This is a genomic window from Pseudomonas sp. ICMP 561 (assembly GCF_002699985.1).
Taxonomy (GTDB): Bacteria; Pseudomonadota; Gammaproteobacteria; order Pseudomonadales; family Pseudomonadaceae; genus Aquipseudomonas; species Aquipseudomonas quasicaspiana.
In genome coordinates this window covers 187,974-200,773 of sequence record NZ_LKBT01000012.1, presented here as the reverse complement: position 1 = coordinate 200,773, position 12,800 = coordinate 187,974, and the positions used below count along the sequence as shown (strand labels likewise).

The window sequence follows — 12,800 nt, the reverse complement described above, 5'->3', positions numbered from 1 at the left end:
GAAGAACGAATACGCGGTTAAGCAGGTACACCGAGTATTCGTTCTTCGCGGGCAAGCCTCGCTCCAACAAGGAATGCCACCCGCCAAGGTCTGCCTTGTAATTACTTCGCTGTTAAACCCGCTGCAACCACTGGCAACGTGAACACAAACACCGCCCCGCTCGACCGTCCGGAAAACGCCTGCAGCATCCCCCCATGAGCATCAATGATCGATCTGCAGATCGCCAGGCCCATTCCCATGCCCTTTTCCTTGGTCGTGAAAAACGCATCGAAGACCCGTTCAACATGTTCAGGATCAATCCCGTAACCATTGTCCTGAACACTGACCACCACATACTCATCAGCCACCGTATTGCACGTGATCGCCAGACGACGCGGCCGGTCATGAAGGTCGCTCATGGCGTCCACGGCATTCATGATCAGATTCAGAATCACCTGCTGCAACTGCACAGCATCTCCTTCCACGGTCAGTTGTGGCTCGCTGACTTCCCTGTAGAGCAATACATGGCGCTGCTCGATCTCACTGGCGGTCAGCAACACCACCTGCTGAATCACATCCGTGATGTACAACGGTTCACGGTTGAGCGGCGTCTGTCTGGCCAGCGATTGAAGTGCGCGCACGATGTCGGCAGCGCGCTTGCCGTCGTTGACGATATCCCTAAGCCCGGCGAGCGCCTCCTCGACTACCGGCACATCACGGTTGAGCCAGCGCAAACTGGCACTGGCGTTGGAGACAATCGAAGCCAGCGGCTGGTTGATTTCATGCGCAATGGACGCCGCCAGCTCGCCCATGGTGGTTGCCTGAGAAACCCTCCCCAGCTCGGCACGGGCAGTGCGCAAGGACGTTTCAGTGGTTTTGCGCTCGGTCACATCACTGACCACACCCACGAAAAACTGCTCGCCGTCCGGCTCTCCCAGCAGTTCGATATAACGAAGCGTCCCGTCGGGCCTGAAGATACGGAAGGTGTGTTCAAAGGCACTGGAATGTCGCAGAGCCCGGGACAGCATTGATGAAAAGGCTTGCAGATCTTCCGGGTGAATCATCTTTTCCAGCACCGGCAGTGAAGGTGCAACCGCCGTCACCGGCAGGCCCCAGACCGCAAACAGCTCGTCGGACCATTGCGCCTCATCGGTGCCCGGATCCCAGCGAAAACTCCCCGACTGGCTGATACGTTGCCCCAATGCCAGCGTCGCCTTGCTGGTGCGCAGCGCCGCTTCGATCTCTTTGCGACGCGTGTTCTCTTCCGTCAATTCAGCATACAGACGAGCGTTTTCCAGCGAGATCGCGGCCTGACCGGCGAGCAGTTCAAGCACCGCCGTGCGCCTGAAAGTAAACACCCCAGGCGCCAGATTGTTTTCCAGGTAAAGCACGCCCACTACCTGGCCTTGTTTGATAAGGGGCAAACACAGTATTGAGCGCACCTGATGCTCATTGAAGTACTCATCTGCGGCAAAGACATGTGAATGCATGGCGTCGTCCAGCACGATCAGTTGCCGCGTTCTTATGACCGTGTACAACATCGACAAGGGCAAATGCCGCGCGGTGGGTGTTGTCTCCGAGAGCTCGGTGGCGATGCCGGACTCGTGCGCCTGCCCGCGGGCACGGACCTGCGGTACTTCGTCTTTGATCAGCAGTAACAGGGCATGCTGGGCACCGGCGTGAACGATCGTATTGGTCAGCAGAATACCGATCAGTCGCTCCAGCACGATCTCTTCGGACAGCGCCTGAGAGGCCTTCATGACCGACACCAGATCCAGCGCTTCCTGCCCCATGGAAATACTGATCGAGGGCCTCGACAGCGAGGCCTGCGCGCGCAGAATTCCGCTCCGCGCTTCCAGCCCGGCGACCTGGCCCAGGCACCCACATGGCTGGTAGCAATCACAGCCACTGAGAAAATGGCCATGCGCGGAGGTATAAATCCCTTCAGTGACCCGCTTGAATGCAGCACCCCGAGCCTGATACTCCGCCCGCCTCGTCAGCAAGAATTCCGGCTCAACGCCCCGGCATCGACGATCTTTTACGGTCTCGTCAAAAGCGGACAAGTGCTGGAACTGACTCCACTCGTTCAGGCACTTGCGCAAGTCAGCCTCCAGGCGACAAGCCGTCTGATAGCGATCTTCGGGATTCTTGGCAATCAGTTGCAGAATCATTTGAGCCAACGGTACGGGAATCGAGTCCCGAAAATGCCGCGGTGACAAAGGCTGGCGGGCCACGTGGCAATACACCCATTCAACTGCATCGTCTGCCTCGAAGGGCAATCTGCCGGTCAGCAGCTCATAGAACGTCATGCCCAAAGCATAAAGATCGCTGCGCTGGTCGGACTGCAGCCCGCCCCGTCCCGCCTGTTCAGGAGACATATAAGCCAGCGTGCCGCAGATGGAATCGCCAATGTTCGTGGGCATGCAGGATCCGGTCTCGACACTGACGCCAAACCCCGTCAGACGAACAGTGCCTTGAGCATCCTGAAGCAGATTGCTCGGTTTGATATCCCGATGCAGCAGACCCTTGCCATGAGCCAGCCCAAGGGAGCGCGCTGCGCCTGACGCAAGGCGCAGGAAGCGATCAATGGAAATTTTCCCGTCAGCCAGTTCATGCAGCGTCTGGCCACCAGGATCGTCGCATACCCACAGCGGACCTTCCGCCGTCTGCAACAGAGCCTGGGGAACCAGTGCCCAGGACGGCTCAAGGCGGGAGGCTAGCGCGTATTCATGCTCGATACGACGCCTGCTGCTCTCCACCTTGCGCACTGACGAACGGAAAACCAGCCACTGTCGGTAGCAGCCCTGCACATGAACCCGGTAACGATCAATCTCGCCATCGACGAACAGCAGGTCCCATGACAGAAGCGCCAGCCATTCAGGCGTGCAGCCTTCGGCCTGATGCTCAGCCCTTGCCTGAAGACCGGAGATCAGCTCTGCCTGGATGCTGCTCATAAAGGCCCCTTACGGGCGTTCCAGTGCCCGCTTTATCGAATCGAGCAACGCCTCCTCGGAGAACGGTTTGCGCAAAAAACCCAGTGCACCAGCGTCGAGTGTTCGGCGGATGGTTCCCTCGTCATCCTGAGCGGACATGCAGAAAACGGCGACCGGTTTGCCCGCAGCTTTCAACTGCCGAAGAACTTCCAGCCCCTGCATGCCTTTCATGATCAAGTCGAGAAATACGCAATCCGCGTCATCACTTGCCGAAGAAGCCAGAAACGCTTCACCCGAAGCAAAGCCCACGCAAGCATAGCCCAAAGACTTGAGAAGATTGCCAAGACCATTACGTACGGAAGCGTCGTCATCAACAACGCAAATGAGGATCATAAGCTCAACTTCATGGCAGTGAAAGTAATAGAAACAGACTTTACGCCCTCCCACAAAAGAGCGCGCCTGACGCTATGTATAAATGTGCTGTTTTATATCAACTGACCGGAGTTGATTGTTCATGCATCTTGACCAGATCAATCAAAGTTCGTGCTTTCATTTTTGTCATAATGTGCCGTTTATGAACTTTCACCGTTATTTCACTGGTCCCCAGATCCCCGGCAATCTGTTTATTCATTTTGCCCGTCACCAACAACGTCATGACTTCACGCTCACGGGGCGTCAGGGTTTCGAACCGGCGCCTGACGCTTTCGACATGCAGCCGACCCGCCAGCTCGCTTTCATCGTGTTCAAGGGCTTGGCGCACCACCATCAGTAAATGATCCGGCTCAAAGGGCTTGGTCAAAAACTCGTGGGCGCCGGCTTTGATAGCCTTGACCGACATCGGGATGGTGCCAAAGCCGGTCATGAATATGATCGGGAAGCGATGGCCGCGACGCAGCAACTCCTCCTGCACATCAAAACCACTGGAGGCCGCAAGATTGACGTCCAGCAGCAGGCATGTTGGTTGATCTTCAAAAGACTGCTCAAGAAACGCCTGGGCGCTGGCAAAGCATTCGGTGTCGATGTCCGCAGAATGCAGCAGGCGAGCCAACGACGTGCGGATCGTGCACTCATCATCGACCACATAAACCTTGGGTGTAGCGCTCATATACCGATTTTCCGAAGCTTCGTGCTACTGGCTTGTCGCCAGAATTCGTTGGTGGTTGAGGTGAAAATAATCGGAGTCGTGCAGGCCGCCCCCTACTGCTCGCAACGTCGCGACAGACGCCATGGATGCCGGGCGCACAGAATGCTGATTGTGCTGGCGAATGCCCTGCGTTGAACCGTTATCACCCGCCAGCTCACTGATTGCCTCCACCAGCCAGCTCCGGGTTGTCCTCAATAACCGGTAAAACCGGAAAGGCCCTTCGGCGGTAATCAGCAACAGAGACTTTTGCGCCAGACTGACGATGCAGTCCATGACCCTGCCTTGAGGCAGCGCCAGGTACTGCGCCCTTTCACAGGCCTGAGCGAGGGTAAAACGGTCTTCGAAACGACCCAGACGTTTCAGTACGTTGCGCTCGTCCGGGCTCAGCAAACCATAGCTCCACTCTACCGATGCCACCAGCGACTGATGACGATCAGGGGCACTACGCAGACCGCCGGACAAGAGGTGCGGTCCATGTTGCAGGCTTTGCAGCAATTCGAACAGTCCCAGCGTGGCAGCGCGGGCGGCCGCCATCTCCAGCGCCAGCGGGATGCCATCCAGATGACGGCAGACCTGTGCGATCAACTCCACACTTTGTTCGTCCAGACTTTCCATGTTTTCTGCCGGGAAATAAGGGTCCAGCGCCCGCAAGCGTGTCATGAACAATTGTGCTGAACTGCTTTGCAGCACTTGTTGACGATCGGCATCCTGCTCCGGGATGTCCAACGGAGCGACGTTGAGCATTCGTTCGCCGCCAATGCGCAGTGGTTCGCGACTGGTGATCAGAATCCGCAGCGACGGACAACGGCGCATTAGATGCTCACTGACCGCCGCTATTGCATCGATCAGGTGCTCACAGTTATCCAGGATGACCAGACGATTCTGCTGATCAAGGCATTCGACAATCGCCTCAATCGGCGACCTTCCCGGTAACACGACCAGATCCAGGGCAGATGCCAGAGACTCGACAATGTTTTCAGGGCAGGTAATGTGCGCCAGCGGTACGAAGCAGACATGCAGGCTATCGGTCAGGGACAGATAGTGGGCAGCAGCGACTGCCAGGGACGTCTTGCCTATCCCCCCTGATCCCACGAGGCTCACCAGCGCATCGCTCAGCAACGCTTCGCAGACGTCTTCCAGTGCGGCTTGCCGCCCAATCGACGGGACGTTATGGGGAAGATCGTGTTTGCGTGGCATCGCGCTCCCGGAGGAGCCGACTGTCAGCGGGTTGTCATAATCAGCGACTGCCAGAGCAGATTCGCCCTCGCCCCCCACCAGCATGTAGCCGCGCCCCGGAATGGTCCGGATCAGATCGCGATCTTCACCCAGTGCCTTGCGCAATGCAGAGACATGCACCTGCAGATTATTTTCTTCAACGACGGTATCGGGCCAGACGCGCCGCAGAATCTCGTCCTTGCTGACCAGACGTCCCGGACAGGTAATCAACAGTTCCAGAATATCGAACGCCCGCGTGCCCACCCGCAGCGGCACGCCACATCTGAAGACTTCTCTGAGTTCAAGAGAGACACTGGCTTGACCGAGACTGATCATCGTTATTCACACTGTCCGTCGTATGTCGGTAAGTATCTGGCCCGGGGATAGATCGTGATCAATTTCATGATTTATCGCGGGAGTCTCAGGATATCTAAGCAGCTAATTAGTTCCACCGATACTATCTATAGGGATAGGCAGGAGATTCACCCGATAAACTTCGGGCGGCGACTAAGCACAATCATGCAAGTAAATGACATGAACATTTACTTCAATCGCTATCATAGTAACCAATCGCTATAAGTATGGCTGTAGCATTTACCGTGAAACGTGTTCTTCGGTGCGCTTATGATGTTGTCGATCTTCATAGAATTGAACATCATCAGGCCTGTCGTGCAGACCTTCGCTCCATACGCCCGCCGTGACGGGCCGATATTCTTCAGACTGAACATGAGCCAAAGATTATGACCTCCTCCACAGCTTCCCCCGCTCAAGCACCGCAAAACACCCTGACCCGCGGCCTGGTGCTGTTGTTTGCGTTTTGCTGTGGCGCCATCGTCGCCAACATCTACTATGCCCAGCCCATCGTCGAGCTGATTGCTCCTGAAATAGGGTTGTCGGCCCACAGCGCCAGCCTGATCGTATCGCTGACCCAGATCGGTTATGCCCTTGGCCTGTTATTTCTCGTACCGCTGGCTGACTTGCTGGAAAACCGCAAGCTGATGATCGGCACTGCCATCGTGGCGACGGCCAGCCTGCTGGCTGCGGCGTTCAGCGAACACGCCAACGGCTTTCTGATGATCTCCCTGCTGATCGGCTTCAGTTCGGTGTCGGTGCAAATGCTGATACCGCTGGCGGCGCACCTGGCGCCGGAAGAAACCCGTGGTCAGGTCGTCGGCAATATCATGGGCGGCCTGCTGCTGGGCATTTTGCTGGCCCGGCCGCTGTCGAGCCTGATAGCCGACCACTTCGGCTGGCGTGCGGTGTTCATGACCGCGTCGGTGATGATGCTGGCGATCATTCTGGTACTGGCTCTTACCATTCCAAAACGCACGCCTGATCACAAGGCGTCATACAGGCAACTGCTCGGTTCGTTGTTCACATTGCTGCGCAGGTATTCGGTGTTGCGTCAGCGGGCGTTCTATCAGGGCCTGCTGTTTGCTGCGTTCAGTCTGTTCTGGACAGCTGCGCCGATCGAACTGTCGCGTACGTTCGGACTGTCGCAGACCCAGATCGCGCTGTTTGCACTGGTGGGTGCCATAGGTGCGGTTGCCGCACCTGTCGCCGGGCGTCTGGCCGATGCCGGGCATACCCGGCGCGCATCCTTGATCGCGATGATCATGGCGCCAGTTGCGTTTCTGGTGGGTCTGAGTCAACCGGGTTACAGCGTGATTGGCCTGGCGGTCACCGGAGTACTGCTCGACTTTGCAGTGCAGATGAACATGGTGCTGGGACAACGCGCGATCTACGCTCTGGACCCGGCCAGCCGTGGTCGGTTGAACGCGCTGTACATGACCAGCATCTTCATCGGCGGTGCTATTGGCTCAGCGCTGGCCAGCAGCCTGTATGAGCAGGGTGGCTGGCACGGGGTCGTGTGGCTGGGAGCCGGTCTGCCGCTGGTTGCGCTGGTAGTTTTCTTGTTGGCCGGGCGTGTTGGTCGAAGCTAGTCAGTATGGACGCGGTTCACTTCGGACCGCGTCGCTCTTATCGCGGGCAAGCCTCGCTCCCACGTAGATCTGCGTAATCCTGTGGAAGCCGGGCTGCCCGCGAAGAACGATAACGCGGTGTGCCTGACGGACCGAAGCGCCCGTATCGCGGGCAAGCCTCGCACGGATTTGTGTACGACTTCAGGTTCATGAAGAGCCTGTGGGACCGACCGGGGTGGCGCTCCACTTCATTCGGGAAGGCGGCATTTCAAGCGATACATCAGTTGCGGATGTACCGGCCCCTTCGCGAATGAATTCGCACGGATTTGTGTTTGCAGGCCAACATAGAATCTCCCAGATAGATCTGCGTAATCCTGTGGGAGCCGGGCTTGCCCGCGAAGAACGATAACGCGGTGTACCTGGCGGACCGAAGCGCCCGTATCGCGGGCAAGCCTCGCTCCCAAGTTGGTAACATCTCAAGCTCATGCAGGACCGGTGGGACCGAATTCATTCGGGAAGGCGGTATTTTTGTCGATAAAAAGGCTGCGCATTCACCGGCCTCTTCGCGAATGAATTCGCTCCCACCGGGATCAACGCTTGCAGGCGAACATAGAATCTCCCACAGAGACCGAGCTGTTCCATAGGACGGCTCTAGCACGGGGGGCGTTCGGGTATTAGCCATATCTCTTTCAACAGAGTAAAAAGCGCTCAACTCTCTGGTATTGCTTCAAGGCCAAGATGCTCCCTTAACGTCGAACCTTCATACGCCCTGCGGAACAACCCTTTGCGCTGCAGATGCGGGATTACACTTTCGACGAATTCGCTGAACGAACCCGGCAGATAGGCAGGGGAAATGACAAACCCGTCGCTACCGCCCGCCAGGAAAATATCCGCGAGTTGCTCCGCTATCTGCGCACCGGTGCCCACCAGTTGCGGCACACGAACGCTGCTGGCGAAGATCCGCCCGAGCTCTTCCAGCGTCGTATCAGCGCCCTGCATCAGCAGCTTCTCGGCAGCCGCCGGATGAATCAGCGGCGAGCGGGCAATGTCTGCCAGGGTCGCTGACAACGGGAATGGCGACAGGTCCACATTCAGTTGCGAGGCCAGCGTCACCAGGCCCAGTTCAGGGCGAGCCAATGCATTGTGTTTGTCGCGCTTGGCCCGGGCCTCGGCTTCGCTGCCACCAATGAACGGCATCACTGCCGTCAACACTTTGCAGCTGTCTGCCGGACGCCCTTGTTGCACCACTTGCGCCCGCACGTCTTCACGAAACGCCTGCATGGCTTTCAGGTGCGGGTGAATGGTGAAGATCGCTTCGGCCCAGCGCGCACCGAAACGCCGGCCACGCCCCGAAGAACCGGCCTGGATCAGTACCGGCCGACCCTGCGGGGTGCGGGGAATGTTCAACGGCCCCTCGACCTTGAACCAGTCGCCGTGATGTTGCACCGGATGAATCTTCGATGGATCAGCCAGCACTCCGGTTTCGCGGTCCAGCTTCAGCGCGTCCCGCTCCCAACTGCGCCAGAGCTTGAGCGCCACTTCGACGAACTCATCGGCGCGATCGTAACGCAGGTCGTGTTCGAGGTGTTTGTCCTTGCCGAACAGACGCCCTTCACTGTCGTTCATCGAGGTGACGATGTTCCAGGCGGCGCGACCTTTGGACAGGTGATCCAGCGTCGCAAACTCACGGGCGATATGCGCTGGCTCGTAGTATGTGGTCGAACGTGTCGCGCCCAACCCCAGTTTGCGAGTCTGACCGACCAGATAAGAGAGGATCGGCAACGGGTCCAGACGCGTCGCGTCCTGAGCCCCGTAACGCAACGCCACGTCCCGGGATCCGCCCATTTGATCACCGACCGCGAGGCGGTCAGCGAAAAACAGAAAATCGAACAACCCCTCCTCTACCACGCGCGCCGTGCGGGCGTAATACTCAGGGTCGAGGTAGCTCCCGACCGTCTCCGGATGTCGCCAGACGGCATGACTGTGAATGACCGGTCCGGTCAGCAGAAACGCGGACAGGTGAATTTGACGGCTCATGTGCAACTCCAGTCGAAGGGGTCGGGCCTGAGGTTATTTGCTTTCAGGTGCCCAGACAGTGATGCCGGAAATCTTCAGCGGCTTGGGGATCAGCTTTGCGCCGTAATAGGTGTCAGCAATGCGCTGTTGTTCGGCCAGCTCATCCAGTTTGACGGGGACGATGTCGTAGCTGCGGCGGCTGTTGGCCAGCTCTACGGTTTCGACCGGGATGTTGCCCCACACCGGCGCAAGGATCTTCGCTGCATCCTGCGGATGGGATTTAACCCACTTGCCGGACTCGCGCAGGGTATCGATCACCACCTGCAAGACCTCGGGGTGCGCCTTGGCAAAGCTGGTGTTGGCCAGATAGAAACGGTTGTAATTGGCCAGCCCCTGACTGCCGTCAGCGATGATGCGCACCTGATGCTCGCGTTGCTGGGTGGCCAGGAACGGGTCCCAGATGGCCCAGGCATCAACCTTGCCACTGGCAAACGCGGCGACGTCATCCGGCGCTTCCAGATAGCGCGGCGTGATGTCGTTGAGGCTCAGCCCGGCCTGTTTAAGCGCAGAGATCAGCAGGAAGTGACTGCCCGAACCCTTGGAAACCGCCACGGTTTTACCCTTGAGGTCTGCCACGCTTTTGATCGGCGAATCCTTCGCGACGATAATTGCCTGCGCGCTCGGCGAGGCCGCTTCACGTGCGTAATAGGTCAACGGCGCATCCGCTGCCTGGGTAAACAGCGCAAAGGCATCAGCCACATCAGCGTGCAAATCCACCGCGCCAGCGTTCAATGCACTGAGCAGACCGCTGCTGAATTCATGCCAGTTGACGTTGAAACCCAAAGGCTTGAGGCGCTCCTCCAGTTGGCCATTTTCCTTGAGCAGGATCCACAACGTGGAAGAACGCTGGTAGCCGATATTGATAGTCTGTTCGGCATGCGCGGTGACCGCCGCAAGCATCAAGCCTGCTGCGAGGATGAGTTTTCGTAGGGTCATGGAATCCTTCGCCTTTGGAGGAGGCGTCGCTCATTTCAGAAAGCATGAGCGACGCTTTTTAAATTCCATTTAATTATAATAATTTACGAAAACTATTGAAGAACCGTATAAACATAAGCTTATGCCGTGTGCCTCCAGCGGCATCTACGCACTCCTCGAATCAGAAGCGCGAGGCCGAGAACGGCGTGATATCGATGGGCGTAGACTCACCGGCAAAAAGACTGGCGACGATTTCAGCCGTCATGGGCGCCGAAGCAAGGCCGACATGGCCATGACCGAAGGCATGCACGACGTCAGGCGTGGCCTTCGCTTTAGTGATGACAGGAAGCCCATCGGGCGTTGAGGGACGATTGCCCTGCCAGCGGGAAATGTTCAATTGCGAGGGATCATCGCCAAGCTCGGGGTAAGTCTTCAGCAAGTGGTGCAACAGGATGTCTGCACGTTTCCAGTCTGGCGGGTATCCGACACCGGCCAATTCCACCTGACCAGAAGCACGCAACCCACTGCTGGTCATGGTGTTGGCCATCTTGCCGTCAGACGGCATGACCGGAATGCGCGGGCCGCTGGCAGGCTGAGCGATTTGCACGTGGTAACCGCGCTCGCTTTCCAGAGAAACCCGGTCGCCCACACCCTTTGCAAGCGCTTTGGAATGAATACCGGCGGTGATCACAGCTCCATCGCAGACGACAGATCCCTTGTCGGTAACCACGCTTTGCAGTCGAGCGTTGCTGATGTTGAATCCCTCGGCCCGCACCTGGATCAGCTCGCCGCCCTGAGACATGAAACTGTCCACCAGGCCGCGCACATAAGCCCCCGGATCGAGGCAATGCCCGCCACTTTCGAGCAACACGCCGAAGGTATAGCGGCGACTCAGGGCAGGCTCGAACTCATGCAGGGCATCGGCGTCCAGTTCCCACCACTGAATGCCATTGTCGCGCCTTAGCTGCCACGAGAATGCTTCCAGAAGAAAGGCATCACGATCCGGGTAAACGTAGAGCAAACCGTCCTGACGAATGAGCTCAGGCACGCCGCATGCCGTGGCAAGCGCCAGATGCCGAGCGGGCGCATCAGACAACAAGGTAGAAAGAATACCGGCAGTCCGGGCGGCCTTTGCAGGCGTTGCGCCCGCCTTGACGAAGCGAATCAACCAGGGCGCGAGCTTCAACAGGTACTGCCAGCGAATCGTGAACGGGCCCAGCGGATCGAGCAGAAAACCGGGGACCTTTTTCCAGAGCCCAGGCATCGACATCGGAATGATCGACGCCGGGCTGATAAACGCACCATTGCCATAACTCGCAGCGTGCTCGCCACCCGGATCATTGGGCTCCAGAATCGTCACGCGATGCCCATCCTTCAGCAGCGCCAGCGCGGTACACGCACCGACGATGCCACCGCCAATCACGACGATGTGCCGGGGCGTTGTTGCGGTGTCCTGTTTCATGCCGGATACGCTACTCATCGTTCCGCCAGAATGCGCGCATTGCCGCGCAGCGATGCTTCCGTGACCGAAATACCCAGCCCCGGTCCGGTCGGAACGATCACGGCTCCGTCACGGTTGGGTATGCGCTCTTCCAGTACATCTTCGGTCAGCACGTGATGCGGCATGTAGAACTCACAGCCCAACGACATGCCTGGCGTCGCCGCGATGAACTGAGTGCCTGCGGCCAGGGCAATACCGCCCTCCCACAAGGTGCCGCCATAGGCCGGGATATGCACGGTATCGGCGATGGCCATGATGCCTTGCGCCTTGAGAATCCCCCCGGCTTTCATCAGTTTGACCGAGATCGCATCGGCCGCGCCGAGACGAATAATTTCCATCAGATCGCGCGCGTCAAAACAGCTCTCATCGGCCAGAATCGGCGTGTCCAGGGCATCGGCAAAGGACGCCATTGCAGCAAGGCAATTACGGGGGACCGGCTGTTCAATGAACGTCGGACGGAATTGGTCAACATCACGCAGGATGCTGATCGCACCAAAGGGTGCCAGCGCCTGGTTGTAGTCGAGGCGCAGATCAATCGAATTGCCGAATTCGTTGCGCATGGCCTCCAGATGGGCCATGTCTTCAGCATGGGATTTGACTCCGGTCTTGACCTTGAAGATGCGATTGCCGGCCGGAACCATCGCCCGCATGCGCTCCATGTCGGCATCAAAGTCAGGGTCGGCAATCGAGAACGACAGTGGAATGCTGTCGCGCACCCTGCCGCCCAGCAGGTCAGCAATGGACAAACCGCAGGACTTGCCGAGGATGTCGAACATCGCGGTTTCAATGGCGAGTTTGGCTTCGCCGTGGCCCACCAGCGCAGTATCCATTGCCAGCGTGGTAGCCCGAATCGAGCGGATATTTGCGCCAATCACCAACGGCCGAAGATAGGTGTCGATGGCGGCGAACGCGCCTTCTGCGGTACCGGTAAATACCTCCCAGGGCGCAGCCTCTCCCCAGCCGACGATGCCGGAGGTCGAGGTCAGCTCCACCAGCACCCGTTTCACGCTGCCTTTGACATTGCCCACGCCCTGAAGCCGCGCCATTTTGATCGGGCTTTCAATCAAGAAGACCCGAAGTCGTTGAATACTTTCGTTTGTCATGGTCATGACTCC

At 58.1% G+C, this 12,800-nt stretch carries 9 protein-coding genes; 1 reads left to right on the top strand and 8 read right to left on the bottom strand.

Annotated features, from left to right (window positions below; all coding sequences use genetic code 11):
• Window positions 1–101: 101 nt before the first annotated feature.
• From AO242_RS11160 to AO242_RS11145, 4 genes are all read right to left on the bottom strand, one after another.
• Window positions 102–2,933: an ATP-binding protein gene (locus AO242_RS11160; RefSeq protein WP_099268725.1), complete on the bottom strand. Its 2,832-nt coding sequence runs from the start codon at window positions 2,931–2,933 to the stop codon at window positions 102–104.
• A 9-nt stretch (window positions 2,934–2,942) separates the two neighbouring features.
• Window positions 2,943–3,305: a response regulator transcription factor gene (locus tag AO242_RS11155; RefSeq protein ID WP_099268724.1), complete on the bottom strand. Its 363-nt coding sequence runs from the start codon at window positions 3,303–3,305 to the stop codon at window positions 2,943–2,945.
• Between the two features lie 97 nt (window positions 3,306–3,402).
• Window positions 3,403–3,993, bottom strand: coding sequence for a response regulator transcription factor (locus AO242_RS11150; protein WP_257153415.1), 591 nt, complete (start codon window positions 3,991–3,993; stop codon window positions 3,403–3,405).
• Between the two features lie 48 nt (window positions 3,994–4,041).
• Entirely contained in the window at window positions 4,042–5,607 is a 1,566-nt protein-coding gene (locus AO242_RS11145) for an ATP-binding protein (protein ID WP_099268722.1), read from the bottom strand.
• A gap of 404 nt (window positions 5,608–6,011) precedes the next feature.
• Here AO242_RS11145 and AO242_RS11140 point away from each other — a divergent pair, with 404 nt between their 5' ends.
• Window positions 6,012–7,214, top strand: a complete 1,203-nt coding sequence (locus AO242_RS11140) for an MFS transporter (RefSeq protein WP_099268721.1) — start codon at window positions 6,012–6,014, stop codon at window positions 7,212–7,214.
• Between the two features lie 687 nt (window positions 7,215–7,901).
• Here AO242_RS11140 and AO242_RS11130 read toward each other — a convergent pair.
• The 4 genes from AO242_RS11130 to AO242_RS11115 all read right to left on the bottom strand — a co-directional run bounded on the left by AO242_RS11130 (window position 7,902) and on the right by AO242_RS11115 (window position 12,788).
• Window positions 7,902–9,230, bottom strand: coding sequence for an LLM class flavin-dependent oxidoreductase (locus tag AO242_RS11130; protein ID WP_099268719.1), 1,329 nt, complete (start codon window positions 9,228–9,230; stop codon window positions 7,902–7,904).
• A gap of 33 nt (window positions 9,231–9,263) precedes the next feature.
• Window positions 9,264–10,205, bottom strand: a complete 942-nt coding sequence (locus AO242_RS11125) for an aliphatic sulfonate ABC transporter substrate-binding protein (protein WP_099268718.1) — start codon at window positions 10,203–10,205, stop codon at window positions 9,264–9,266.
• A gap of 160 nt (window positions 10,206–10,365) precedes the next feature.
• Window positions 10,366–11,664 carry an NAD(P)/FAD-dependent oxidoreductase gene (locus AO242_RS11120; protein ID WP_218927832.1) on the bottom strand — a complete coding sequence of 433 codons (1,299 nt, stop codon included), beginning with the start codon at window positions 11,662–11,664 and terminating at the stop codon, window positions 10,366–10,368.
• The gene (locus AO242_RS11115; RefSeq protein WP_027898704.1) at window positions 11,661–12,788 is read right to left on the bottom strand and encodes an enolase C-terminal domain-like protein; all 1,128 of its coding nucleotides are present in this window, start codon (window positions 12,786–12,788) and stop codon (window positions 11,661–11,663) included. The genes AO242_RS11120 and AO242_RS11115 overlap by 4 nt, the downstream gene beginning before the upstream one ends.
• Between the last annotated feature and the right edge of the window lie 12 nt (window positions 12,789–12,800).

Bases quoted from the DNA above. Each gene is read 5' to 3' on its own strand.
- AO242_RS11160 (WP_099268725.1), bottom strand. From the start codon at position 2,933: ATGAGCAGCATCCAGGCAGAGCTGATCTCCGGTCTTCAGGCAAGGGCT.
- AO242_RS11155 (WP_099268724.1), bottom strand. From the start codon at position 3,305: ATGATCCTCATTTGCGTTGTTGATGACGACGCTTCCGTACGTAATGGT.
- AO242_RS11145 (WP_099268722.1), bottom strand. From the start codon at position 5,607: ATGATCAGTCTCGGTCAAGCCAGTGTCTCTCTTGAACTCAGAGAAGTC.
- AO242_RS11140 (WP_099268721.1), top strand. From the start codon at position 6,012: ATGACCTCCTCCACAGCTTCCCCCGCTCAAGCACCGCAAAACACCCTG.
- AO242_RS11130 (WP_099268719.1), bottom strand. From the start codon at position 9,230: ATGAGCCGTCAAATTCACCTGTCCGCGTTTCTGCTGACCGGACCGGTC.
- AO242_RS11125 (WP_099268718.1), bottom strand. From the start codon at position 10,205: ATGACCCTACGAAAACTCATCCTCGCAGCAGGCTTGATGCTTGCGGCG.
- AO242_RS11120 (WP_218927832.1), bottom strand. From the start codon at position 11,664: ATGAGTAGCGTATCCGGCATGAAACAGGACACCGCAACAACGCCCCGG.
- AO242_RS11115 (WP_027898704.1), bottom strand. From the start codon at position 12,788: ATGACAAACGAAAGTATTCAACGACTTCGGGTCTTCTTGATTGAAAGC.